24 protein-coding genes and 1 pseudogene are annotated in these 25282 nt (G+C 36.6%); 5 read left to right on the plus strand and 20 right to left on the minus strand.

The annotated features are described in order from the left end of the window. Positions 1–346 precede the first annotated feature (346 nt). From OSO01_RS02795 to OSO01_RS02870, 17 genes are all read right to left on the minus strand, one after another. Entirely contained in the window at positions 347–1288 is a 942-nt protein-coding gene (locus OSO01_RS02795; RefSeq protein ID WP_147208418.1) for a sugar-binding transcriptional regulator, read from the minus strand. Positions 1289–1593: 305 nt separating this feature from the next. Next, positions 1594–1977 carry a transcriptional regulator GutM gene (locus OSO01_RS02800; protein WP_147208420.1) on the minus strand — a complete coding sequence of 128 codons (384 nt, stop codon included), beginning with the start codon at positions 1975–1977 and terminating at the stop codon, positions 1594–1596. Between the two features lie 104 nt (positions 1978–2081). After that, complete coding sequence (locus OSO01_RS02805) at positions 2082–3077, minus strand: 2-hydroxyacid dehydrogenase (RefSeq protein WP_147208422.1); 996 nt, start codon at positions 3075–3077, stop codon at positions 2082–2084. 29 nt (positions 3078–3106) lie between these two features. Next, complete coding sequence (locus OSO01_RS02810; protein WP_147208425.1) at positions 3107–4165, minus strand: zinc-dependent alcohol dehydrogenase; 1059 nt, start codon at positions 4163–4165, stop codon at positions 3107–3109. 25 nt (positions 4166–4190) lie between these two features. Next, complete coding sequence (gene srlE / locus OSO01_RS02815) at positions 4191–5207, minus strand: PTS glucitol/sorbitol transporter subunit IIB (protein WP_147208428.1); 1017 nt, start codon at positions 5205–5207, stop codon at positions 4191–4193. A gap of 27 nt (positions 5208–5234) precedes the next feature. Then, the gene (srlA, locus tag OSO01_RS02820) at positions 5235–5777 is read right to left on the minus strand and encodes a PTS glucitol/sorbitol transporter subunit IIC (RefSeq protein WP_147208431.1); all 543 of its coding nucleotides are present in this window, start codon (positions 5775–5777) and stop codon (positions 5235–5237) included. 68 nt (positions 5778–5845) lie between these two features. Further along, positions 5846–6202: a PTS glucitol/sorbitol transporter subunit IIA gene (locus OSO01_RS02825; RefSeq protein WP_147208434.1), complete on the minus strand. Its 357-nt coding sequence runs from the start codon at positions 6200–6202 to the stop codon at positions 5846–5848. A gap of 192 nt (positions 6203–6394) precedes the next feature. Continuing rightward, the gene (locus OSO01_RS02830) at positions 6395–7654 is read right to left on the minus strand and encodes an NAD(P)H-dependent oxidoreductase (protein ID WP_147208437.1); all 1260 of its coding nucleotides are present in this window, start codon (positions 7652–7654) and stop codon (positions 6395–6397) included. A gap of 795 nt (positions 7655–8449) precedes the next feature. Continuing rightward, positions 8450–8884, minus strand: a complete 435-nt coding sequence (locus OSO01_RS02835; protein ID WP_147208438.1) for a hypothetical protein — start codon at positions 8882–8884, stop codon at positions 8450–8452. A 32-nt stretch (positions 8885–8916) separates the two neighbouring features. Continuing rightward, positions 8917–9921 (minus strand): ABC transporter ATP-binding protein, encoded by a 1005-nt coding sequence (locus OSO01_RS02840; protein WP_147208441.1) that lies wholly within the window; start codon positions 9919–9921, stop codon positions 8917–8919. Further along, a complete protein-coding gene (locus tag OSO01_RS02845) occupies positions 9921–10940 on the minus strand; it encodes an ABC transporter ATP-binding protein (RefSeq protein WP_147208444.1) in 1020 nt (339 codons plus the stop codon). The genes OSO01_RS02840 and OSO01_RS02845 overlap by 1 nt, the downstream gene beginning before the upstream one ends. A gap of 17 nt (positions 10941–10957) precedes the next feature. Next, a complete protein-coding gene (locus OSO01_RS02850) occupies positions 10958–11809 on the minus strand; it encodes an ABC transporter permease (protein ID WP_147208447.1) in 852 nt (283 codons plus the stop codon). Positions 11810–11871: 62 nt separating this feature from the next. Continuing rightward, positions 11872–12816, minus strand: coding sequence for an ABC transporter permease (locus OSO01_RS02855; protein ID WP_147208450.1), 945 nt, complete (start codon positions 12814–12816; stop codon positions 11872–11874). A 7-nt stretch (positions 12817–12823) separates the two neighbouring features. Beyond that, positions 12824–12961 carry a hypothetical protein gene (locus OSO01_RS23190; RefSeq protein WP_186813527.1) on the minus strand — a complete coding sequence of 46 codons (138 nt, stop codon included), beginning with the start codon at positions 12959–12961 and terminating at the stop codon, positions 12824–12826. A 19-nt stretch (positions 12962–12980) separates the two neighbouring features. After that, positions 12981–14582: an ABC transporter substrate-binding protein gene (locus tag OSO01_RS02860; RefSeq protein WP_147208454.1), complete on the minus strand. Its 1602-nt coding sequence runs from the start codon at positions 14580–14582 to the stop codon at positions 12981–12983. A gap of 58 nt (positions 14583–14640) precedes the next feature. Further along, positions 14641–15834, minus strand: a complete 1194-nt coding sequence (locus OSO01_RS02865; protein WP_147208457.1) for a M20 metallopeptidase family protein — start codon at positions 15832–15834, stop codon at positions 14641–14643. A gap of 184 nt (positions 15835–16018) precedes the next feature. Continuing rightward, entirely contained in the window at positions 16019–17089 is a 1071-nt protein-coding gene (locus OSO01_RS02870) for a C45 family autoproteolytic acyltransferase/hydrolase (RefSeq protein ID WP_147208460.1), read from the minus strand. Positions 17090–17435: 346 nt separating this feature from the next. Here OSO01_RS02870 and OSO01_RS02875 point away from each other — a divergent pair, with 346 nt between their 5' ends. Then, positions 17436–17768: an alpha-helical endospore appendage domain-containing protein gene (locus tag OSO01_RS02875; protein WP_147208463.1), complete on the plus strand. Its 333-nt coding sequence runs from the start codon at positions 17436–17438 to the stop codon at positions 17766–17768. On the opposite strand, the pseudogene OSO01_RS02880 reads toward OSO01_RS02875, so the two are convergent. Further along, positions 17758–18140, minus strand: a pseudogene (locus OSO01_RS02880) (glycosyltransferase family 2 protein); the annotation flags it as partial. The gene OSO01_RS02875 and the pseudogene OSO01_RS02880 sit on opposite strands and share 11 nt — an antisense overlap. A gap of 209 nt (positions 18141–18349) precedes the next feature. Between OSO01_RS02880 and OSO01_RS02885 the strand changes: the two are divergent. After that, entirely contained in the window at positions 18350–19627 is a 1278-nt protein-coding gene (locus tag OSO01_RS02885) for a glycosyltransferase family 2 protein (RefSeq protein ID WP_147208466.1), read from the plus strand. Between the two features lie 76 nt (positions 19628–19703). Here OSO01_RS02885 and OSO01_RS02890 read toward each other — a convergent pair whose 3' ends face one another. Next, the gene (locus OSO01_RS02890; protein WP_147208470.1) at positions 19704–20804 is read right to left on the minus strand and encodes a glycosyltransferase family 61 protein; all 1101 of its coding nucleotides are present in this window, start codon (positions 20802–20804) and stop codon (positions 19704–19706) included. Positions 20805–20966: 162 nt separating this feature from the next. Here OSO01_RS02890 and OSO01_RS02895 point away from each other — a divergent pair, with 162 nt between their 5' ends. From OSO01_RS02895 to OSO01_RS02905, 3 genes are all read left to right on the plus strand, one after another. Next, entirely contained in the window at positions 20967–22109 is a 1143-nt protein-coding gene (locus OSO01_RS02895) for a polysaccharide biosynthesis C-terminal domain-containing protein (protein WP_147208473.1), read from the plus strand. 6 nt (positions 22110–22115) lie between these two features. Then, positions 22116–22853 (plus strand): sulfotransferase domain-containing protein, encoded by a 738-nt coding sequence (locus tag OSO01_RS02900; RefSeq protein WP_147208476.1) that lies wholly within the window; start codon positions 22116–22118, stop codon positions 22851–22853. 66 nt (positions 22854–22919) lie between these two features. Further along, positions 22920–23846: a glycosyltransferase family protein gene (locus OSO01_RS02905; RefSeq protein WP_147208479.1), complete on the plus strand. Its 927-nt coding sequence runs from the start codon at positions 22920–22922 to the stop codon at positions 23844–23846. 165 nt (positions 23847–24011) lie between these two features. On the opposite strand, the gene OSO01_RS02910 is transcribed toward OSO01_RS02905, so the two are convergent. After that, the gene (locus OSO01_RS02910; RefSeq protein ID WP_147208482.1) at positions 24012–25004 is read right to left on the minus strand and encodes a polysaccharide biosynthesis protein; all 993 of its coding nucleotides are present in this window, start codon (positions 25002–25004) and stop codon (positions 24012–24014) included. Positions 25005–25282 lie beyond the last annotated feature (278 nt).

Here is a 25282-nt window from a genome sequence, read left to right on the forward strand (position 1 = left end):
TCAGTATTATATTTACAAAAGTAACATAAATGAACAAAAGATGTTTACATACTATTTTCCATTAATTATTCTATTTTCAAGAATTTCTTCTACCGTAATTAAAAAAATGAAAAGCATACTACTTGTGGAGTACGGTGATAAATGATTGCACTTTGTATTCTCTTCTAAACTAAATTTTTTTGGGTTCTACCAGTTCTAGAAGTGGTAGTTTTAATACCAATCACTGTGCAATAAACAACATTATTCAAGCATAAAAAAATAGTGAATTTCCACTTATAAAGGAAAATCACTATTTTTACTTTGGACGTTTTTTATACGAAATACTGCTCATTAATCAAATATGAACTCAATTCTCTAGTAATAGTTTTGCTGTAATCTCATCGGTTATTAATACATGAATCAGTTCCCCACAGAGAGCAGCTTTAATTCCTCTTACTTTTTCTTCACCGGCTGCAACGCCAATTACTAATGGAATATTTTTCAGCTTATTGATATCAGCGGAAATCGTTTTTTCATTCCATTCATTTTCTATTAAATTTCCTTCATCATTGATAAAGTTATAACAAATATCTCCTGCAATTTCTTTCTCGTTTAAATCATCAATAATACCATAATCTTTATAAGATTTGACCATCGTTGAATGCTTTGGAGATCCTCCAATACCTACAAGAGCGACATCCGCCTGATTACCCATTTCAAGAGTATTTTTTATAGACGATTGTTTTAATATAATTTCTTTTGTCTCTTTAGAATCAACAACAACAGGAGCATGCAAAAGATGATAATTTGCTTTTAATGCTTCTGCTAGCTTTGCAACAATATGATTTGCATGTATGTCTAAACGCTCGTCCCCCATCCCTCCAACAATAGGAACAAAGCATACATTTGAAAAATACTGACTGGATGTCATGGCTGTTGCAACTTCATATAGGGTCGTTCCAGAAGATACTCCGATAACTTGATTATTTCTTATCATTCTTAACAAATATTTACTTGCTGCCGCTCCCAACTGAGCTTTAATATTTCCCTGCTCCGTTTCAGGTAAACAAACCACTTCACGTAATCCATATTTTTTTTCCAGCTTTGTCTCCAAGCTTGATACCGTATGATACTCCTCATCATGAATAATGATTTCGACAATACCCAATTCCTTAGATTTTGATAAATATTTCGATATTAATGATCGGCTAACTCCAATTTTTTGTGCAATAGTTGATTGCGTTTCTCCTGCTTCATAATACATATTCGCAATCTTAATCATTAATCTGCGATCATCTAAATAGGACATTCCTTTACACCCTGTTCTTGTTAAAATTATATAAATTTAAATTTAAATTCAAATTAATTAAATCTTATTATATCATTTTATCCACTTGATAAATATAACGGGGATTAAAAATTTGTATATATTGAATTTTTTCTTTTTTTCTAATATAAGTCAAAGCTTCACTTAGCGGGAGTTTTATTCTTCTTCCATTGAGTTAGCCTAAGTGATTTAAGGAGTTAGCTCATCTGAATTTTCCGCCTAAATAAATTTATTTTTATTCTTTATTTGGGAGGCAGGAGTTTTTTAGACGATTCTCCGTGACAAATTTACATTACTTTAGCTTTTCTTTTCATTTGTTCTTCTATACGTTTAATAGCGTCTTGGACAACTAATTTATGTTTTTTCTTTCTCCAATCAACAATTTCTATATTTTCTCCAACATATTCTTTATACTTTGCAAATCTAGAAAGTACCGTTAATCCTGATAAAATATTACATTCTTGAATGATTCCTTCATTATCCGTAACAACAATAGCTACTTTTCCGATCCGAAACATTTTTTTAGTCATTCCAACACCAAGATAACCTTCACTATATTGTTGTGTGAGTTTTTTAACTTTTTTCTGATAATATTTCACATGGATAATTCCTGTTAATGCTTGAATAATAAGAATAATAACTAAAAATGATAGAAATAATAAGGGGTCCATTTTTTAACCTCCTACTTTGGTGTTTTTTTTACAAAATCATACTAAGAATAAAGAACAATGGATGAAAAATAAACAATTCACCCATTGTTTAAATTAATATAATTTCACTCTAATGCTTCAATAATTCGTTTACTCAATATTACTGGTGAATTAGCAAAATTACCAACTGTTGACCCCGCAATATGTGGTGTGATCGTAATATTATCCAAATTATTATAAGGGTGATCTCTTGGTAATGGTTCAATATCAAACACATCTACTGCTGCTCCGGCAATTTTTCTCTCTCGTAATGCCTCTGCCAAATCCTGCTCATTAATTAACCCGGAACGTGCAGTATTTATTAAAACTGTATTTTTTTTCATTACGTTAAAATGCTCTTTGTTAATCATATTTTTCGTTTGTTCTGTTAGACGGTAATGCATGGAAAGAATATCAGCTTGTTTTACTAGTTCTTCTAAGGTATTAACTTGTGTGTCATGTGTATCGCCTTGATAATAGTCATCGAAGAATAAAATTTTACCGCCAAAAGGTCGAAGTAATTCTGCAACTCGTTGACCAATAGCACCATACCCAATTAAACCAATGGTTGATTCCTTCAATTCTGGTGCTAGTACACCATTTGGAAAATACTTTTCCCATTCCCCATTTTTTAGTTTATGGTTACCTCTCGCTATATTTCGAATTTCGGATAGAATCATCCCTACTGTAAACTCTGAGACACTTGTAATGCTACGTCCTGGTGTATTTAAAACTATGATTCCTTTCGATTTAGCATATTCTTGATTCACATTTTCAATACCTGCTCGAAGTACTCCTAATAACTTCAAATTCTCGCATTGATCGATTACCTTTTTCCCGATAGGTGCAAATTGGGTAATGATCATATCATAGTCTTCTAATCCTTCTATTAATTCTTCAGGAAGGGCAATTGCCTCGCTACCTTTGGATTCCAATGTTATATTATCATTTTGTAATGCTTCTAAATTTTCATGTTTCCATTCTTTTACAATTATCTCTATCCCAAAATCTTCTAAACTAGCAAGGCCTTCTTTCATCATTTGTTTATCAATAAATAAATCAGCGATTGCTAAACATTTCATTTTTTCACCTTCTCATTTTTTCTTTATATTTACGACTGTAATAAAACGGAAATACGATAATTCCCACGTGTACTTGCTTTTTCAAAAGCTTCTTGAATTCTAGTTAATGGAATCTTCTCTTCAATTAAAGGGCTTACATTAACTCGATGTTCACTTAGCATTTTTGCTGCATTATTAAAATCATCCAGATTCGATCCATACGTACCAATAAGTTCACATTGTTTGTAATGAATGGTATTAGAATCTATATTTAATTCTGGTGCTGGGTAACCCGCAGCAAATAAAAGAATCTTCCCCTCATCATTTTTTATCATCTCTAAAGCTTGCTCATTTGCTGAAGAAGTTCCAACTGCAATAATGACGATATCTGCACCATTACCATTTGTTCTTTTTCTAACTTGTTCTACCGGATCCTCATTGCCAGCATCAATTAATTCTAATTTCATTTGTTTAATTTTTTTTACTTTTTGGGGATTCCGTTCAGATACAATTACCCTTGCTCCCATTGCTTGAGCAACTGCTGCATTTAGTAATCCCATTGTGCCCCCACCAATAACAACAACCGTATCAAATCCAGAATTAATCCGGAGTTTGCGCATTCCTTTTAGTACGGAGGATAAAGGTTCCACAAAGCCTGCTTCCGAAGCAGACAACTCATTACTAATTTTCACGACACTTTTTGATTTTCTAATAAAGTAATTCGCAAACCCAAAAATACCGTAATATTTGTCAGAATAATTTTTTCCAAATTGTTTAATGTTTCTACAAGAAGTAATTTCCCCTTTTTTACATTTATCACAGTCCCCACAAAAATCATATAAAATACAAACCCGATCCCCAACTGTTAAAGAATTACTTACTTTTTCTCCTTTAGCTATAATTATTCCTGAACTTTCATGTCCACCTGCCATTGGGTATCCTTGATGTTCACGTTTTCCTTGCCATTGTTGATAATCTGTTGTACAAATATTACATGCTTCCTGCTTAATTAGCACTTCATCATCTTTTAAATTGGGTAACTTCTCTTCTCGCACTTTAACGTTTCCTTTTCCTTCCATAACTCCAAATCTAAATGAATCTGGTAGCATCCTATTCCTCCTATCAAACGATTTTCTACAACATAAATGACATAAAATATGCAATGATTACTGCTGCAGGTCCTGTGACTACCCTCGAAAATAGAATTGCTGGTGCTCCAACGCTAGCTGTTTCAGATTTTGCTTCTCCTAACGCCATACCAACTGGAATAAAGTCCGTTCCAACTTGTGCATTTATTGCAAATAACGCTGGAAGTGCAATACTCATTTCAATGTTACCGTTTGCAATTTCATTTCCAACTAGTGTTCCGATAATCGCACCTATAACAGCCCCTGGAGCAAGTAGAGGTGATAAAAATGGAAGCGCTGTAATTACACCTAAAATAATAAGTCCGCCGATATTATTTGCTAGTGGGACAAATACATTTGCTAATATTTCTCCAATACCTGTATAGTTGATAATTCCGATTAAAGTTGCAACAAACGCCATAAATGGAATTATATTTTTAATGATAGAGTCGACAGTATCACGACCTGCCTGGTACAAAATATTCATGAAAGCCCCTGCGACTCTGGCAATTTTATTAATTAATCCTATGAAGCCAGCATTTTGTGCACTATTGGTTTCTGGCTGATCATCAGCAGTTGGAGCAGCTGCTTCTTCATTTTGTTCTGAATAATCAATTTTTTCAGATTCTAATTCTACATAAGGTGTTTTTTCATCAGCAAGCTCAATATTCTCTACAGATACACCAGAAACAAAAATATCATCTGTAATAAATTTTGCTAATGGGCCCGATGGACTCATTACTTTAACGTTAATTGTCGGTATTCTTAATTTTGGGTATGTTCCTCCCCTTGCTGTTCCACCACAATCAATGACCGCTGCTAATGTTTCATTTTTATCTACCGGATTTTTAAATGCATCTACTACTTCTGCTCCGGAAAGTTTTGCAATTTTTTCAGCTACCGGGTGGATGCCTCCCCCTGTAACACTAATGACATATTTTTTTTCATCTGTTGGTGTAAATTCTAGGGGACCGCCCCACCCATTTCTTCCTTTAGATACTTTGACTTTTTTATAAGCACTCATGAGATTTCCTCCCTTTATGTTTAGATTTTAATTTTCCTTAAGAATCTTTTCATGACCTTGTTTTTTAAACATATAAGCACTAATTCGTTCAGTAACCAAACCTCTCATTAAAATAACAATTAAACCGGTTAGTAAAAACATAAGACCTAATTGTGCTTGACTACCACCTGCAGCTGTATATCCTGTTGCCACTCCCAGCCATACAAATAATTCTGCAGAATTGGCATGGGGAAAAAGACCGGTTATAGGATGCACAAAAGAAACCGCAGAATCATAGAATGCCGGTTTATATTTCTCTGGTAAAAATCGACCAACTGTATAACACATTGGGTTCGTGAAGAAAAAAACTGCTATAAAAGGTACAAGCGTATAACGGAGTACAGCATATTTCGTGATTTTTTGAATAAACCCATTTATCTTTTCTTCTCCAATCATTTTTGTTATCGCATTAACAGCTGTGATCAATGTAACTAATAAAGGTATAATCCCCGTCATATAACCCATAAATACTTCAGCTCCAGCTTCAAACATTCCAATGAAGCCTTCAGCAATCATTATCATAAAATCCATTTAACACCCATCCTCTCGTAATAGTAATCTATTTAGAAACAGCTACTCTATGAAATAAACTATTCACATTATTTAACTTGAATCGAATCTCCCTCTTTTAATATTGGAAAATCACTTGGCGTTACTAAAACTGCACCTGGTAAAATTTCTTCTTCCTTATCATCTTTAAAATAAATGGAAAGGTGACCGAGACTTTCAAAGTTAGAATTGGCTTCTTCTCCAACTTTTTGAATGGTATATTCTCTACCACCAATCACAATTATTTTTCCAAATTCTAAGGCATCTTTAGGCTGTTCTTCAAAGCGATGAATTACCGAAATGTCTCTTAACTCAGGCGGAACGGTTTCATTAAAAAGTACTAATAAATTTTCTTCTTCAAAATCTGGTACTAGGGCACCAATTTCAAGAATATTCATTTTTATCATATCCTTCTCCTCCTACTGTTTGATGACAGAATTTTTTTCCTATCTTTAATCCAATATTCAACATCAACTGCTTAGATAAATCTTCTCTTAGAAATAGCTCTCTCTTAATAAAATTCCTTCAAATATCTCAAATCCTTTAAACAAGCATGTAAAAAGGAAATAAATCTATTTCAAATTTTATAATTATCAATATTATTTATTGCGAAACATATGGTCTTGTAAGGATCTTAACTTCCAAACAGTTGTTGAAGGGTCAAGTTCCACATCATCATGTGTTAAAAATTGACCTTCTCTTATATCTTTCTTAGCAACGACTTCTCCACTAATTAAACCGATAGGGATATGTCCATTCTTTTCCATTTCTTTATGCGTTTCCAATACTCCTCTAATAGAAAAACCACCGATCCCGTCTAATTTTTCTCCTTCTTTTATATCTTTTTTTGCAACGGTTACCGTTTCTGAAATCGGTGCCCCTAATGGATGAATTGACGTATCTTGCTGTAAAACAGCCTTAGCAATAGTAATCGGAGTCTCTAAACTGGCTAAATGATATGGACGGAATAATGTATAGTGATCTCCATGACTTTCATCTACCTTTAATAAATAACGCAATTCTTCATTAACAGGATCTAAATCACTTTTAACAATGACAAAAACTCCCGGAGCTAATCCGTTTACATATTCGACGACTCCTAAACGATCTAAAACTCCACCATTTTCTTTTAAGTTTAATTTTTTTGCAACATCGTCTAAATTAGCGTCTAAACCGTGCATTCCAACTTTATCCGGAACTAAGCCTATTGCGTTACTTAATAAGTTCATCTCTGCCATTGTTTTTGTTCCATCTTGAAATGCAGCCAGCATATGCGCACTCATATTTTTAGATTTTGCTTCAGCAGCTGCTGTATCTGGGTTAGCTGTTGGCTTCAACGCATTATTTTTACCTTTACCTGCAACAACAACTTTCATGCCCATTGTCTTAGCAAATTCATATAATTCTACGATAGCTGCCGGCTCGTCTCCTGCTGAACCAGAATAAACAAGTCCAGAAGATTGAAATAATGAATTCATATAAGAACCAATTGTTATATCCACTTCTACGTTTAATAGAACCAAATGCTTTCTTGAATTTAATGCTTCTAAAGAAATATTTGCTCCGACTTCAGGTACTCCAGTTGCATCAACTACTACCTCTACATTGGAAGACTGGATTACTTCTCTATAATCAGATGATGCAAGTGTGTTAACTTTTAAAATTTCCTCGGACTTATAAAATTCAACAGCCTTTTGTGCCCTGGTTTGATCAATATCAGATACGCCTCCAACAATCATTCCAGGAATACGGGATATCTGTGAGATAAGACCGAAACCCATTTGTCCTGCTCCGATAACGCCTACTTTGATAGGGTTATTTTCTTTCTGTCTTGTTTGTAATTCTTGATAAATAGACATATTAACTCCTCCTCACAATTTTTAAAGCGCATACATTATATTCATAACATAAAACAACATTAAATAACATATGTTATAAATCATCACTTATGATTGATTTTTTCACATATGTTATAAGATATAACATATGTTATAATTCGCTTTTATTATATGCTGATATATTTTTCTTGTCAACAAGTAGAATTATTTTTTCGAATATTAACTCAATAATTTCTTAATCAAATATAAGGACGCTACCATTTTTGATGCTTAATTAATATTCTTAAAAAATTTATCGTTGTGTGACTAGATGAAGGTCATAAAAGGGGTTACTACAACGCTTTTCGGTGGGGCGAGTAATCGCTGTCCCAGTCCTACAACATCGTGAACTTCGCATTTTTTAGATATAGGAGAGCAAAAAGAAAACCCCAGCTAATAAAATTTTACTTTATAAAATAAATTTCTTTTCCCAAAATTAAAAGTAAACGTTATAGACATTGTCTTTACCTTTTTAAAAAGCGGTGCTTACATAGAAATTTCTGCAACAAAAAGGGAGTAAGAAAAGGTTATTATTGTTAAACATTTCAAAGTTATACTAGAAACTGAGAAGGTGACCATTACTGATATTATTTAGAAGAAACAATAAAATTAATATTTAATTCTTGGATTGTAACTTCTTAAGTTTAATTAATATTCTACATACAGAACCCGGTGATAACATGAAATACTCCAGAAGCTTTCAATTAAATTACTTTTAGCTGATATAAATTAAAAAACGCTATGAATATTAGGTTCATAGCGTTTTCTAAAATTATATTATATAAATTCCTTCTGCTCCTTCAACAATACCGATATCCCCTGCTCATCTTTCTCCACCCTCCAATTAAGAGAAAGCATCTGCTCTAACTCATGAAGAGAAGCTGCATCCAATTTCAATGCCTTGGCACCTGTCTCCAGTTTCTGATAATCCTCCCCGGGTTCTTTTTGAAACTTCAGTCTTAATAACCTCTCCAAGCCGCCAACCGTGACAAATTTAACAGCATATCCTTCATTAATTACTTGTTCAAAGGCTTCAAAATCCTTCTCAGCTAACGTAATCAACTGCTCATAATCATACTTTTCATGAATTTGCTTCCATTTTGACACATCTTTTTCTTTTACATCATGTATTATTTCTTCATTCGTTATTCCATTTACACGTAATGTTTCAATTATATACGCTTCCATCTGAGAAATTTTTAGCCGATTCATCTGGATACATTCCTTTCTTCCTTTAAGTTTAATTAGTTACTACTGACAATTGCCTCGGTCTCCTGCGGATAAAAACAGGCAACCTGATGATTAGGATTACTCCCGTCCTTTTCTTCTAAAACAGGAATATGCTGTTTGCATGATTCTTGGGCAATCGGGCATCTCGTATGAAAAATACATCCAGTTGGCGGATTAGCAGGAGACGGCAACTCGCCTTTCAGCATAATCCGCTGCCGCTGTCTCTCTTTCTCAGGATCTGGTAACGGGATCGCTGACAGGAGCGCATTTGTATATGGATGCTTGGAATGATGATACAATGTATCACTGTCGGATAATTCCATCACCTTACCAAGATACATTACCGCAACTTTGTCAGCGATATGTTTAATTACCGATAAGTCATGGGCAATAAACACATAAGTCAGCCCCAGTTCCTCTTGCAAATCTTCCAGCAGATTAATTACCTGCGCCTGTACGGATACATCCAATGCACTTACCGGTTCATCCAGAATTAATAGCTTTGGATTCAGAGCAAGAGCTCTGGCAATGCCGATCCGCTGCCGCTGTCCTCCAGAAAACTGGTGCGGAAACTTTTCTGCATCCTCTCTCTTTAGACCAACTAGATCTAATAATTCATAAACCCGTTCATTTAAATTACTTGTCATTTTAAATGCCTTTAGCGGTGCTGCAATAATCTCACCAGCCTTCATTCTTGGATTCAGACTGGTGTACGGATCCTGATATACCATTTGGATATCTCTGCGTAATTCATGCATCTGCTTTTTATTGTACCCCAGAATACTTTTGCCCTCAAAAAGTATGTCTCCAGAGCTCGGTTCTAAAAGACCGACAATAGTACGGGCCAATGTACTTTTTCCGCAGCCGGATTCACCCACAATTCCCAAAGTTTCTCCCTGCCGGACAGTCAGACTGACTCCGTTTACTGCTTTTACATGGTTCACAGGTTTTTTAAATACTTTTTCTTTTATCGGAAAGTACATTTTTATATCCTTTAACTCCAGTAACGGCTCAGACATTATTTTACAGCTCCCTTCTGAGCATTTACTTCAAATTCTTGCTTCTTATTAAAAAATTCCTCTTCAGATAATATACAGGCAGCCCAGTGTCCTTCTCCACGTTCTGTTAACGAAGGATCAATTTCTAAACATGCTTTTGTAGCAAATGGACATCTTGGCTGGAAATGACAGCCTTTTGGACGATCAATTAAATTGCTGGGCTGCCCTTGAATTGGTATCAATCGATTCGATGCATCTGAATCAATACGAGGAAGTGACCGTAGTAAGGACCAGGTATAAGGCATCGTGGAACGATAAAATATATCTGATACACTACCTTTCTCAACAATTCTGCCTGAATACATGACAAGCACTCTATCAGCAATCTGTGCAACGACTCCCAGATCATGTGTAATTAAAATAATCGCAGTTCCATACTTTTTCTGAATCGAACGCATTAATTCAAGGATTTGCGCTTGTATGGTCACATCAAGTGCTGTTGTCGGTTCATCAGCAATTAATACTTTTGGGCGGCCAGCGAGTGCAATCGCGATTAAAACACGCTGGCGCATTCCCCCGGAAAATTGATGTGGATAGTCATGCAGTCTACGTTCAGGATCAGGAATGCCAACATCTGTTAAGAGCTCCAAAGCTCTTTTTTTTGCGGCTTTTTTCGATACCTTCTCATGAGAACGAATTGCTTCAATCAGCTGATCTCCAACTCTAAAAACGGGGTTCAGACTGGACATAGGATCCTGAAAAATCATAGAGATTTCATTTCCTCTCACTCTGCGAAGCTCTTTTTCACTTACATCCAGCAGATTTTTCCCTTCAAAAAGTATTTCTCCTTCCGGATGAAAGGCTGGGGGAGAAGGGTTTAACTGCATAATGGAATGTGCTAATACACTCTTCCCGCTCCCAGATTCACCTACAATACAGATGGTTTCTCCCGCTTTAATTTGAAAAGATACATCATCGACCGCTTTTACCGTTCCGTTTTCTGTATCAATGTAGGTTTTTAAATTCTTTATCTCAAGCATGAATACCGCCCCCTCTCTTAAGATGCTATTTTCGTTTTAACAAAGTGCTGCTTTCTTTTTTTGTTTTTTCTTGCATGTGGATCGAAAGAATCACGTAATCCGTCGCCAAGCATATTTAAGGCAAGTACTGTAACAACAATTGCCAATCCTGGAAAAATGGAAATCCACGGTGCGATGGAAATATAAATTTGTGATTCCTGAAGCATATTTCCCCAGGTTGGCGTTGATGGGTCTACCCCAACACCTAAAAAGCTTAACGCCGCTTCTGCAAGAATGGCTTTCGCAAAGATAAACGTTCCCTGAACTATAATAGGAGACAAAACATTCGGTAAAACATATTTCGATATAACTACCGGATCACTGACTCCTGAAGTTTTTGCCGCTTCAATATACTGAACCGAATTTATTTGCAGAACAGCTGACCGTACAATACGTGTCATTACCGGCCAAAACGAAAAAGTTAATGCAATAATAATATTTGTTACACTTCCTCCCAATGCTGCAACAAGCGCCAATGCAAGAAGTAAAGAAGGAAAGGCAAGCATACCGTCAATAACGCGCATAATAATAAAATCTGCTTTTTTATAATAACCAGCGATTAAGCCTGTGATTGTTCCCAGAATGGTTGCTAATACTGCAACTGTAAAACCGACAGTCAGAGAGACTCTTGCTGCTACCACAGTTAATGCAAAAACATCTCTTCCAAAATGGTCAGTACCAAACCAGAATGTCCCGGATGGAGGAAGCAGCCGCTGCGCAGCATCTATAAAACCAGGAGAAACAGGCAGCCAGACATCAGCTGTTATTGTTGCAATTGTCAATAATAACAGTATAGAAAGAGCAACAAGATTTCTTTTTTTCTTCAGCATAGGGATATCTCCTTTTTCTCAATAGAGTAAATCAATCTCATAAATGGTGCTGCACTTCCGCCTCAATCATAACGGATTCTCGGGTCAAGCAGACCATAAAGCAAATCAACCAGTAAATTGATAACGACATAAATAACAGCAATAAATAAAACAACGCCTTGTATTACCGGGTAATCTCTCCGGTGAATCGAATCAATGAGCAGCTGCCCAATTCCTGGTATGGTAAATATCGTCTCAATAATAACTGTCCCGCCTAACAATCCTGCAATCGTTACACCAATAACGGTAGTTGTCGGGATTAAAGCATTAGCAAAAACATGCTTCATCAGTACAACACTCTCTTTTATTCCCTTCGCCCGGGCTGTTTTCGTATAATCCTGATTTACTGCCTCTAACATTCCGTCACGCAGCATTCTCGATATTAAACCTATTTCTACTGTTGCTAGAACAAAAGCCGGCAGGATTAAATGATGCAGCCAAAGCAGAAATCCTTCTGCAATTGGTATATAACCTGCTACCGGAAAAATCGGGATACTGACTCCCAATCCTAATACTAATAACATAGCAAACCAGAATTCTGGAATAGATGCACCTAATAAAGACGCTGAGATAAATAGCGGATCTAAAACAGTCTGCCTTTTCCAGACTACAAAAATCGCAATTGGTATAGCAATAACTAACGTAAAAATCATAGAAATCAACATCACGCTGAAGGTAGGTCCAATTCGATCTAATATAATAGATAGAACCGGTTCGGAAGAATAAACAGACTCTCCCAGGTCTCCCTTAAAAACATTTGTCACCCAGTCAAAAAATTGGACAACTATTGGCTGGTCCAACCCAAGCTGTTCCTCCAGCTGTTGGACAGCCTCTGCTGAACTATCCTCTCCCAGAATCAAGTAAGCCGGATTTCCGGGAGTAAGATGGACAATCATAAAAACAATAATACTCACCACTAGCATGACTGGAATAATAGATAGAAGCCGACGAATTGTATATTGTAACAAACCTCATTCACCTCATTTGCTGTTTTACCATAGCGGCTCCTGATAAGCCGATGCTTCTGGTGCCAGCATAGTAATATTTTATCGGTTTAAATACGTATTCAAATTTAATAGAAAAAGAAGCCATATCAGCATAACGGATGAACATGGCTTCTTAATCCTTTTATTTATTGATTCTTCCAGGCTCCCCAGAATCTTGGTCCAACCCATGTTTCTTCTAATTGAACCTGTTCTCCTTTAATATCAAGCCTTGTTTCATTAGCCACTTTAATAAACGGAAGCTCTTCCCAAACAGTTTCATTCATTTCTGACAAAATATCTAATCTGGCTTCGTCGTCAGAAGCGACAGCCCAGTCATCAATTAATCCTCTCCAACGCTCGCTGTCATACCAGCCGCTGCTATTGATGTCATTGACAAGCATACCCAGTTCATTTGGAGAGAATCGTGTTGACCAGCCGACAACTACAATATCCCAATTTGCCGGATCAGACCACTGTTCTAAATATGTCGCCCATTCTAGCGGTACAATTTCAATCGTAAATCCTACTTCCTCTAACTGCTGCTTCATTATCTGTGAAATTCTTTTATAAGTCTCTGAGTCATTAGAATGCATTATTTTAAGTGACTCTCCATTATAATCAGATTCCGCTAATAATTCCTTTGCCTGTTCCGGATCAAAATTTAAATAATTCTCTGTACCTTCCTCAGAATAAAGCTTCGTCTGCTCTGGATCAAACAGTGCCCCATCAAAGGAATAAAAATCACTGTTTCCATAAGTTGCTTCTGCAATTGCTTCTTTGTCTAATGCAAGATTTAAAGCTTCTCTCACTTTAATATCATCAAACGGCGGCTCCGATTTATCCGGTGTAATCGTAGAATATCCATTGATATAGCTTACTGGATCAATCGAAGGATCTGTTTCTACAACGTCATATAAATCATTTGGAATTGATAAAGCATAATCATACAAGTCTGTTTTAATACCGTTAATTGCAACCTGTGGATCTTTTACAATCTGAAAATCCAGCTTATCAAAATAAGCGACCTTTTCCCCTGTCAATCCTCCTAAATCGGTTTCATCACGCGCAGCATAATCTTCAAATTTAGTTAGAACAATTTCACTGCCACGACTCCAATTATCAAATTGGTAAGGACCTGTTCCTATTAATTGTTCCGGTGTTAATGGCTGTTCTCCAGCTTCTTCTGCAATTTCTTCAGGAATAATCATCAAAGCATTTTTCGGTGCGGCCATATCAGATAAAAATGCGTTATATACTTCTGTCAATTGAATTTCAATTGTTTTATCATCTACCGCTGTAACGGATTCAATGAATCTATCAGACTCTTTTCCAACCGATGAAACAGTTCTCCATCTATCTAAAGATGCAATCACATCGTCTACTGTTACATCAGAACCATCATGAAATTTCACATCATCCCTTAACGTAATCGTATAAAGTGTTTCATCATCGCTAACTGTAAAATCTTCTGCAATCATCGGTTGTACCTGATAATCATTATCCAAAGCAAGTAATGGTTCAAAAATATGCCAGGCAATATCTCGGGTAGGTGTTGCTCCTGTCGACATCCAATCAAGTGTATCCGGTTCAGAAGGATATGCAATCGTCAATGTTCCACCTTCCACAGGATCCCCTGCCGGCTCATTACTATCTCCTGCTCCACCTGCTGACTGTTCTTGATTTCCACAGGCAGCTAAAATGAATATTGTAAAAATTAAAATTAATAATAAAGTAAACCGCTTCTTCATTCTGCATTTCTCCTCGTTGTTGAATAATTATTTTACTACTCGGCTATTGGGTTTCATTTTAAAATAAATAATGGCTGATAATGGACACAAACGATTTTTCAATATTAACTAACGAACGTTCATCAATATCAAATCTCGGATGATGGTGTGGATAATGTGTTGCTTCATCCTCGTTTTGTGATCCGACACGGAAGTAAGTTCCAGGTTTTGCTTCCAGAAAATAAGAAAAGTCTTCTGCTCCCATGGTTGGTGAAAATTCTACGACATTCTTTTCTTCAAAAGCTTCTTTAAAAAGCTCTCTGGCTAAATCTGTTTCTTCCTTATGATTAAATAACGCTGGATATCCTCTTAGGTAATCCAGTTGATAAGTTGCGTGAAATGCACTTGTAATCCCGTCTAAAATGGAACGAATTTCTGTTTCTACTTTATCCCGAACCGTAGGATCGAAAGTACGGACAGTTCCTTCAATATGGGCAGTGTCCGGAATTACATTAAACGCATTTCCTGCTTGAAAAACACCGATTGTAAGTACTGCTGATTTCAATGGATCAATTTGACGGCTGACAATTTTTTGTAAAGCTTCTACAATACTTGTTCCAATCACAAGTGAGTCCGTAGTCTGATGCGGGCGGGCCCCATGACCGCCATGACCTTTAACATCGATAGCAAATTTATCTACCGCTGCCATTTGATAGCCTTCTCCTACGCCTACTTTTCCAACAGGAATATCTGAAGCCAGATGTGCTCCAAAAACATAATCCACATCGTCTAGAATTCCTTCTTCAATCATAAATTTAGCTCCGCCCGGCGGAGTTTCCTCAGCTGGCTGAAAGACGAATACAATGCTACCTCTTAATTTTTCTTTATATTTACTGATTACTTTCGCTACACCTAAGAGAGCAGCTGTATGCCCATCATGCCCGCAAGCATGCATTACCCCCGGATTGGTAGACTTATATGAAGTTTCTTTTTCATCATCAATCGGCAGAGCATCAAAATCTGCTCGCAATGCAATTTTCTTTCCGGGCTCTTTACCTTCCAAAACAGTAATTAAACCATGACCGCCAATGTTTTTTTGAACCTCTAGTCCAAAGCTTTTTAATTTTTCTTCAATGTACGCTGCTGTATGTACTTCCTGAAAAGATAATTCAGGATGCTGATGCATGTATCTTCTCCAGCCTCTTACTTCCTCAAATGAATGATCAATTTCCTCAAAAATGGAATCAATTGTTTTTTCTTTAATATTACTCATTCTCCCATCCCTCACTTGCTTTCCAGTTTTATATGTCTGTTTATCTTCACTTTTTTAAATAACTAAATTGGTGAAATTTTATATTAGTTTAAACTCATTATTCCTAGTTGTCAACTAGGTTTAGAAAGATTATATGAAAAAAAGAAGAAGTTGTGCCTAAAAAGACAAAACTTCTTCTTAAAATCTATTTATTTCCCTTATACCAATCAGCTTTTTCCATATGCGCGAATGGAATCTCTGTATTAATTACCCCTGTAACTTCTGAAATTGGAAAATTATTCTCTTTCAGCCAAGATGCAAAGTTAAATTTCACTGGCTGCTGGTCCCCACCGATAGCAAGCCATGCTTCGAGTTTGGATGGAAAATACCCAGAAGTATGTATCGTTCCTGCCCATTGTCCATAAAGATTAGAAAACACACCATTTTCTGTACCATTTAACAATTGAAATGCTTCCTCTCCATGAAGTGAATTTGCTCGATTGCTTTCCATGATTTCCAATCGTCTTTTAGAATCCTTCAGATAATGGCGATTTTCTTCCTTCATGATTTGAAAATGATTCGTACATGCAGCTCCCTTCCTTACCCCAACATTTCTGGGTGAAGCTTCTACAATGATTGACTCCGTATTATTTTTATCAAGTAATACATAACTAAATGAACCGCGATGCGGAATATTCTTTAGTAACGCAACAGCCTCATTGATATCGGCACATGTTTCTAAAATTATTCTTCCAATCATATTGCAAACAAATCCATCTCCTGGACGTTTACGGTGCATAAAGGTATATCCCATCGCCAGGCCTTTTTCGTTCATGCCGTCACATCTTCCCGTCACTTTCTGAGTTACACCTATCACCGCATGACCTGCATCGGTTGGCTGGAATACTGAATAAATCCCGTCGTAGGTTTTAGGATGATAATCATAATTCCTGATTAAATAATTCTCTCCTGTTAAAATCGAGCATCCTGACCGGTCCAGCTTAACCCGATACCCTCCAAATTCAAGCAGAACTCTTTCCAACGGCCATTTAAGCGCTTCTGCAAAGCCGATTAATTCCTCCCATATCGCCGGTGCTATTTCTTGGAAAACATGTTTTGTTTGTTCAATATCAATAGAGAATAAAGGCTTTCTTACCCTCCATTGATTTTCACGATTCTTTAATAGGATATGATTTTTCACTAAAGTACCTTGATGATAACCAAATTCATAATGCGTTCCCCGAAATTGAATAACATTTGTTGATATTTTTTTCAAACTGTCTCTCCTCTCACTATCTAATTATTCATAGCCCATGATTTATATATTAAGTGTACAAAGTATAAGTAAAAAAGGAAATGATCCTGCTTGTTTTATCACACCGGAATGTTCCTTCGCTGGTTATACCTTCATATTACCTAGAATGTAACAACTTTTTCCCTATATATCTTCTCTTCTTTTATATACTCTCAACCCATTTTCCCTGAAAACAAAAATAATAGTAATGTGTCTACACCGACTTTGTGCCAAAGAATATATTGGTTGAGAACGCTGAATTTGTGAATATATTTCTCGCAAATACATTTTGTTTGAAATATCCATTTTTAATGAAAGGAGAATCATAATGTCCCAACCAAATATCCCAAACTTTACACCTAATATTACATTAACAAGAGATGATGCAATCAATTTACTATTAGCTTCCATTGCTATGGAAGAATTAGGGCTTTCACATATTATTAATGCAGAGGGCGAAAAAATACAATATGCTTTAGGTACCCTTCCCGGTCTGACAACACCTGCAACTTTACCTGAAATATTGGAAGTAAATGAAGCAGTTCAAGATATGCTTGCGACAGCTATGAAAAAAGAATTACTATTGGATAACAAATTAAAGCAAGTAACTAGTATTATCCCTAGCGGGGACTTGGGGCCGACGGGACCTAGCGGTAGCTGAAGGACGGGTTATCAAATTCATCAAAAGCAATATGATACATCATTGAAACAGCATCCACGGAATCATCCAGCTCTTCCTTCAGCTTTTTGAATTTTTTTGATTTTCTTCCTGTAAAATATCATCGGCATCAAGCCACAAAATATAAGGTGAGGTGGCTTGCTGGAAAGCAAAATTCCTCGCAGCTGAAAAATCATCAATCCATTCAAAATCAATTACTTTCTTTGTATATTCACCCGCAAGCTCCTTCGTTTTATCTGTTGAACCTGTATCGACAATAATGATTTCATCACAAATTCCTTTTACACTGTCTAAACATTGACGCAGCACCTCTTCTTCATTCTTCACGATCATACAAAGACTTATTTTCACCATATTCACACCACCAATAAACAAGATATATTAATATATGTTACGGAGGTTCTATCCGAAACATAGAATTAAAAAATGGTTGGATGGACCTTTTCAGATAAGATAGTTTCGAGCAAACAAAATAGCATCAAAGGCTTCCTTCGAAGGGGATAAAATTTAAAAAGAACTCATATACATAAATAGAAATACTGCAAATGAATGGAGGCCTTCTATTGAAAGATATTACAGCAATACTCCTTCTTTATTCTGATGCAGCAGCAATCCATAAAGCTCTGGTATCTTTAAAAAGGATTGGCTCCAGACTAGATTCTGTTATTGTTCTCCATAAAGAGGGAATGCCTTTAACCAGGATTCAGGAAGATATTCACCTTGAGCAACTACAAACTTTCATGTGGAAAGAGCATCATTTTGGCAAAGCATTGAACGATATCATTCAACAAATCAACAGTTCATATGTATTGTTCCTTTATGATACAGATTACCTTTCTCCTGCTATTCAAGCTAATTCCCTTCACCTCTCCCAATCAGATTCATTTTCAACAAACATCTACCATAATCGAAAAATAGCTGTTCATCGTCCTTTCCTTGCGCGTGCATCTTTTCTTAAAAGCCATCCATTTCTATTGAGCTCGCAGCTGCCGTTTCAAGAGGCTCTTTTTCCCGCCTGGATTTTTGATAAATCGAGTTCAATGAAGACTTGCCAAGAAGACATGGTGCTTCAATCCAGAGGGAACAATTCTGTAAATATACTGGAAAAACAAAAATTTATGCAGAAATACCAGCTGAAGAAAATCCAAACAACGAATCCAAGCCTGACTGTTCTCATTTCGAACTATAATATGGAGCAATATGTGGAAACAGCCGTTGTCTCCTGCCTGCTGCAGAATGAACAACCAGAGCAGATACTCATTATAGATGACGGGTCAACAGATAACTCCTCTCATAAACTAAAGCTGTGGAACGATGGTAAGCAGATGAGACTTTTTGAAAAAAAGAACGAAGGAAAAGCAATCGCTTTAAACCATTTATTACCTCATGTTACGACTGATTTCATCTTAGAACTTGATGCCGACGATTGGCTGGACCCTGATGCCATTTCTGTTATAAAAAAACTTCTGGCAGACCTGTCAGAAAATGTATCTGTATTATATGGAAATCTCCGAAAGTGGAAGCAATTAGAAGAAGATATTCTTTTTAAAGGAGTGACGAAAGGAAATATTATCAACGGAAGAGCAGACTTGCTCTCCTATCGTTTCCCACTTGGACCAAGGATATATCGTACTTCTGCTTTAAAAAGAATCGAAGGCTTTCCAGTGATTGCATTTAAAGATGGAAAGCTTTATGAAGATGTTAGTGTGCTAAATCAATTAATCAAGGACAATCGTTTTCAATATCATGATTTTACTGTATACAATGTAAGGGAACATAAAGACAGCATCACCAAAACTAACCGTCCTGAATGGAGTGAATTTTTAAAATCACTGAAGTAACCATAAAAGACGACTGTTCCTGCCATCAAAAATTCAGGTGCCTAAAAAAGCACCTGAATTTTTGAAATAATGCTGATTACTCTATCCCTTCCTTCTCCAGAATTCCGGCCATTTTTTTCACATCTACTACAAGATTTTTGATGACTTCATGCTCTGTAGATACGGGGTTAGCGGTCCTGCACTTCAGAAAACGATAATCCAAATCCAGGTATTGTCCAATTTTTATGAATTCATCTGACGTAGCTGTGAATAACTGAATGATTTTTGTCCCAGGCTGACAGAACATAAGATTTGCCAGTCCAGCTCCATTCGGACTTATAATAGCGTTAGCTGAAGAAAAAATATCGATTTGCTCCTGTACGGTTAAATTACTTAATACAATTTTTTTAAATCCTTTTTTGGTTAAAAGATCCACCAGTTTCGATTCGTTGGCGACCCTTCTCCAAGAAGCATCCTCCCGGCTGATATAGATTCGATCATATTGATTGGTGCTTGTATTACGGCTCTTATTCAAAAATGCGTCACGCAGGAATTCAATTGTCCATTTCACACAGGTTCCTGCATTAAATGGCACCGATGGCAAAACCAATTGGTCAGCTTTCACATGTTTCCCCGGCGTGAGTTGTAAGATTTTATCCTCAGGGATCCCAAGCATGTTAATCGTTTCACGCTGAAATGGCAATGTTAAAGGAGGAAGAACATATTTATCTATCTCAAATCCGCTGAGCTGCAGTAAATGATAGCGTCCCAATGTATCATGGAGCCAATGCCAATAATTAGTGTGCCCCGCCCAGGCAAGAACCCCCAGTGTTCCTTTAAAAGAGGAAGCAGAAGGAATAGTTCTAACTGCAATCTTCTCAAAATAATTCCAATTTAAATGAAAAACCATATCGCGAAAGTAAGTCTGGTCAGATGCCAGTGTATAAATCATACCTTCCCCTTTATCGCACATCCATATGCTCCCTTTTTCTATCTTCGCCACATAGGATTTATCAAACTTGTGAGTCTCTCCAAACTTTGGCGGTTTTACCCAATCAACCCATTCCGGCAGATCCCCTTTGGGAAGTGTATATGTTACTGTTTCATCAGTATAGAATTCTTTGTAAGCATCATGTATACCCGCTTTTGGCGTTTCTTTTTCAATCCAATCCTTTGTATGAGTATATAAATCTGACATATATACATCCCCTTTTTAATTAACAACCTTGCCTATGCCCTATTTTTTCACATTTCGCCGGATACTCCATAATATGTAGAAAAGTATTCAAAGGTGTTGAACAATCGTCTATTCACACCGATTGCGTACAAACATGGGTAATAGAAACTGGAGGTTCATAACATGATAAACGTAACCGTAACCGGTGCAGGCGGATTTATCGGCAAGAATCTGGTTGATAGACTGCTCAGAGAAAAAGGAGTCAAGCTCAAACAATATCGTCATGGGGATGACCTGTCATTACTGCATGAGTATTTAAACGATACGGATATCATCTACCATTTAGCGGGAGTAAACAGACCACAAAATAAGGATGAATTTGAAAGTGTTAATAGAGGACTTACGGAATCCATAGTCAGCTATTTAATAGATCATCATAAAACACCAAAAATTGTTTTCACCTCATCCACTCAGGCTGAGCATAATAATCCTTATGGTTTGAGTAAAAAAGCTGCGGAAGATGTTCTTAAAGCTTATAATATGAAGACCGGTGCAGATGTGTGCATTTACCGTTTACCAGGCGTCTTCGGCAAGTGGTGCAGACCACATTATAATTCGGTTGTGGCTACCTTTTGCCAGGAAATTTCCCATGATAAAGATATTGAAATCCATGATGCGGATAAAATGCTTGAGCTCGTATATATTGATGATGTAATAGATAGTTTCATCAATTGTCTTGAACAGAAAAAGCAGGAAAAATCTTTCTATTATACTATCAATCAGACCTTCCATACAACAGTAGGCGAGGTGGCCCAAAAGCTTTACGAAATAAAGAAAGTACGGGAATCACTGATTATACCTGACCTGTCCGATAAATTAACAAAATATCTGTATACGACCTATTTATCTTATTTAGATGCTAATAACTTTTCTTATAAATTACCTGTTCATGAGGACGAAAGAGGCAGTTTAGTGGAATTAATTAAATCGCATCAGGCAGGGCAGATTTTTATATCAACATCACGCGGGGGCGTTGTAAGAGGAAACCATTATCACCATACAAAGGTAGAGAAATTTTGTGTTCTCAAAGGAAAAGCAGCCATTAAATTAAGGGAAATTGATTCTGAAAAATTAATTAACTATCAGGTTTCAGATCAGAATATTGAAATAGTAGACATCCCTCCAGGATACACACATTCGATTGAAAACGTAACAGACGGTGAAATAATTGTTATGTTTTGGGCAAATGAATTGTTTGATCCGGATAACCCGGATACCATCTATCTGGATGTTCAGCCGAATGAAGCTGATGAAAAGAAAGGGTGATACCTCATGTCAACAAATAAAACATATACATGCCAGGAAGACGATATTTGTCTTGTTGCCTATCCAAAATCCGGTAACAACTTCTTATTATTTCTCGTCACTGCGCTGTTATATCGAAAAAAAATGGACTGGGCTACAAAAGGCGAAATGATTCAAAATGTGGCAAGCGAACCAATTGAAAACTTACCTTCGCCGCATCTTGTATGGAGCCACAATGGTTATGACACATCCTATCCCAAAGTTATCTACCTGGTAAGGGATCCAAGGGATGTCGTTATTTCATATCATCATCATTTCCAGAAATATTATAATGAAAGCCGTCAATTCGATGCATTTTTTACAGCCTTTATGAATGGTGATATCGATCCCGGTATGTGGGACGCTCAAGTAGAAAGCTGGCTGGATAATCAGGATGAAGTCAGAAATGGTTTCCTGCTTGTGAAATATGAAGATCTTCTTGCAGACACTGCAACAGAAGCAAAAAGATTGATAAACTTCTTAAACTTAAATAGATCAGAGCAGGAAATTAACGAAGCTGTCCATTGGGCTTCTTTTGATAATATGAAAGCATTGGAGCAGAAGCAAAAGGAACATTTAAATGGTCCTTCGCAGTTAGTCAATCCTGCACTTCCATTTGTAAGAGAGGGCAAGGCAAATAAATGGAAATCTGTTTTAAGCAACGACCAGCAGCAGCAAATCAATCAAACTTTTGCTAAAACTTTATCAAGGCTCGGATATAATTAAAAAGCTCTATGGAGACGCCTTCTGTTTCAAGAAGGCGTTTTTATTTCAGAAAGGTGTGAAAATCCAATGCTAAAATTACTACTGATTGCAGCAGATACTTCTCATTTTACTAACAGTAACTATGCTGTCTTAGAGCAGGAACTGGCAAAGGTGACAAATTTGATGATTTCCCGTAAATCCGGTCCTATCAAAAAAATATTGTATAAACTTCCTGAAAAACCGGATTTCATTTTAATAATAAATGATGTTGGTAAAACATTTGCCCCTGTCGTCACCGGTCTGGCTGATATTGGCATTCCTGCAGGCCTGATGGTAAATGACGCCCATCGCTTTGTAGAGCAGAGAAGAAGATATATCATGCGTAGTAAGATTCAAACATTCTTTGTCATATGCCAGCATAATTTTTACCATCATTATCCCCAGCAAAGACATAATCAGGTGTTTTTCCTCCCTCAATTTGCTAATACCTCTATCTTTAAAGACTATGGTAATGAAAAAAAGATAGATTTAATGATGCTTGGAGAAGTTTCGTTCCAGCAAATCTATCCATTGAGAGAAAAAATATTACAGCATTATAAGAATACTCCCGGATTTTTCAACCATCCTCATCCCGGGTGGCAAGATTTTGCAGGTGAAGACGCAAATACAGCATTAATTGGAGAAAACTATGCTCAGGCCATTAATCAGGCAAAACTGTTTTTTGCATGCGGCTCCATACGCCAGGTGGTGACTTTCAAATATTTTGAGGTGCCGGCGTGCCGTACATTACTGATGGCCCCTGCCTTACCGGAACTTGAGGAGATTGGTTTGATACCGGGAGAGCATTTTGTGGATATAAATGCAGATAATTTTCCAGAAAGAGCTGCGTACTATCTTAAAAATACAAAAGAACGGGAAAAAATTACCGAAGCCGGCTGCCGTTTTGTTCACAATCATCATTCAACCGCGCATCGGGCAAACGAATTAGTACAACAGATAACAATTGTTATATAAGAGGATGTTCAAAAATTTCAGTAAAAAAATAGTGAATCCCCTGCAAATGGAGACTCACTATTTTTGATTTTCTGGGGGTTGTCCCAGACCTATTCCTAAAATCAGTGTTTTATTGGATACTTTCAATCCTTTTTGGGCCTCTTTACGGATTACTGCTAAAAAGGCTTACTTTGTGATAATATCTGCTTTCTTAAGAATTTGTTCAATGTCATTGGCTGCCATTAATTCATCATCGGATTGGTATCGTGTAAAAGCAACCTTTGGTAACTTTTCATACTTGTTCTTTACCTCTTCAGAAACATTATCAGGTAAAATAACATAGTAATTTTCATCAAATTTGTAAGCATTCCGGGATTCGGCATTTGACACTAATACCTCATGAATTTTCTCTCCTGGGCGGATGCCAATCTCATTTATACTGATTGCTTTTTTAGCAAAATGCTTTTCCAAAACACCTATTAAATCGACAATCCGGCATGCTTTCATTTTCATAACAAATATTTCTCCGCCAACTGCTTTTTCAGATGCATATATCAGTAAATCAATGGCTTGAGAAACCGTCAGGAAAAAGCGTGTCATTTCTCTGGATGTAAGTGGGACTGCATGATGAGCAGCAATCTGTTCTTTAAAAAACGGAATGACACTGCCATTTGTCCCAATAACATTACCTCCACGGATACAGACAAAACGTGTATGATTGCTTAATTGATCAGCCTGAATGATTAGTTTTTCTCCGATCGCTTTCGTCAGTCCATAAAAGTTGATTGGTTCAACTGCTTTATCTGTGGAAACATCAATGACTTTCTTCACCTTTTGGTTTAAACTTGCTTTGATAATATTCTCTGTTCCGTTTACATTGGTTTTTAACGCTTCTAATGGCTGTTCTTCACATATTGGTACATGTTTCAGTGCAGAAAGATGGAATACATAATCAACATTTTTTGCCGCTTCATTTACTGCTTCAAAATCTCTTACATCCCCAATCACAAATTTCAAGCAAGGATGATTTGAAAACTCTCTTTTCATTTTCACCTGAGCGAATTCATTACGGGAAAAAATTCTTATTTCCTTAGGCTGGAAGGAAAGCAGCTTTTTAACGAGTTCATGGCCCCAGGAGCCTGTTCCTCCAGTAATTAATATTGTGGTATTTTGAAACACATTTAAACACTCCTCCAGGAATAATGCCTATTATTTATATCATCAGGCTAATAGTTCGCGTGCACCCTCTAATAGATGCATTCGAACATAGCTGATGGCTTGGATGACAGGAACTCTCCTCAAACAGGTCCCCGAATTCCTTCGTTTACTACCTGTTTGGCGACTGACATCATTACATTCAAATAGGTTATACCTCAATTTATGAAAAAACTAATAGACGGTACATGATAGTCGTTTAAATAAAGGTAAAAGAGGCAATTGCTGCGAGTCCAAATGTG

This window comes from Oceanobacillus sojae (assembly GCF_007991515.1).
GTDB classification, from domain to species: domain Bacteria; phylum Bacillota; class Bacilli; order Bacillales; family Amphibacillaceae; genus Oceanobacillus; species Oceanobacillus sojae.

What these genes read in the sequence shown, in the direction of transcription:
- OSO01_RS02830 (WP_147208437.1), bottom strand. Translation starts at nt 7,654, where the DNA reads ATGTCTATTTATCAAGAATTACAAACAAGACAGAAAGAAAATAACCCT.
- OSO01_RS02800 (WP_147208420.1), bottom strand. Translation starts at nt 1,977, where the DNA reads ATGGACCCCTTATTATTTCTATCATTTTTAGTTATTATTCTTATTATT.
- OSO01_RS02860 (WP_147208454.1), bottom strand. Translation starts at nt 14,582, where the DNA reads ATGAAGAAGCGGTTTACTTTATTATTAATTTTAATTTTTACAATATTC.
- OSO01_RS02835 (WP_147208438.1), bottom strand. Translation starts at nt 8,884, where the DNA reads ATGAATCGGCTAAAAATTTCTCAGATGGAAGCGTATATAATTGAAACA.
- OSO01_RS02805 (WP_147208422.1), bottom strand. Translation starts at nt 3,077, where the DNA reads ATGAAATGTTTAGCAATCGCTGATTTATTTATTGATAAACAAATGATG.
- OSO01_RS02875 (WP_147208463.1), top strand. Translation starts at nt 17,436, where the DNA reads ATGTCCCAACCAAATATCCCAAACTTTACACCTAATATTACATTAACA.
- srlE (WP_147208428.1), bottom strand. Translation starts at nt 5,207, where the DNA reads ATGAGTGCTTATAAAAAAGTCAAAGTATCTAAAGGAAGAAATGGGTGG.
- OSO01_RS02825 (WP_147208434.1), bottom strand. Translation starts at nt 6,202, where the DNA reads ATGATAAAAATGAATATTCTTGAAATTGGTGCCCTAGTACCAGATTTT.
- OSO01_RS02840 (WP_147208441.1), bottom strand. Translation starts at nt 9,921, where the DNA reads ATGTCTGAGCCGTTACTGGAGTTAAAGGATATAAAAATGTACTTTCCG.
- OSO01_RS02845 (WP_147208444.1), bottom strand. Translation starts at nt 10,940, where the DNA reads ATGCTTGAGATAAAGAATTTAAAAACCTACATTGATACAGAAAACGGA.
- OSO01_RS02905 (WP_147208479.1), top strand. Translation starts at nt 22,920, where the DNA reads ATGCTAAAATTACTACTGATTGCAGCAGATACTTCTCATTTTACTAAC.
- OSO01_RS02810 (WP_147208425.1), bottom strand. Translation starts at nt 4,165, where the DNA reads ATGCTACCAGATTCATTTAGATTTGGAGTTATGGAAGGAAAAGGAAAC.
- OSO01_RS23190 (WP_186813527.1), bottom strand. Translation starts at nt 12,961, where the DNA reads ATGTTCATCCGTTATGCTGATATGGCTTCTTTTTCTATTAAATTTGAA.
- OSO01_RS02850 (WP_147208447.1), bottom strand. Translation starts at nt 11,809, where the DNA reads ATGCTGAAGAAAAAAAGAAATCTTGTTGCTCTTTCTATACTGTTATTA.
- srlA (WP_147208431.1), bottom strand. Translation starts at nt 5,777, where the DNA reads ATGGATTTTATGATAATGATTGCTGAAGGCTTCATTGGAATGTTTGAA.
- OSO01_RS02895 (WP_147208473.1), top strand. Translation starts at nt 20,967, where the DNA reads ATGATAAACGTAACCGTAACCGGTGCAGGCGGATTTATCGGCAAGAAT.
- OSO01_RS02890 (WP_147208470.1), bottom strand. Translation starts at nt 20,804, where the DNA reads ATGTCAGATTTATATACTCATACAAAGGATTGGATTGAAAAAGAAACG.
- OSO01_RS02865 (WP_147208457.1), bottom strand. Translation starts at nt 15,834, where the DNA reads ATGAGTAATATTAAAGAAAAAACAATTGATTCCATTTTTGAGGAAATT.
- OSO01_RS02795 (WP_147208418.1), bottom strand. Translation starts at nt 1,288, where the DNA reads ATGTCCTATTTAGATGATCGCAGATTAATGATTAAGATTGCGAATATG.
- OSO01_RS02900 (WP_147208476.1), top strand. Translation starts at nt 22,116, where the DNA reads ATGTCAACAAATAAAACATATACATGCCAGGAAGACGATATTTGTCTT.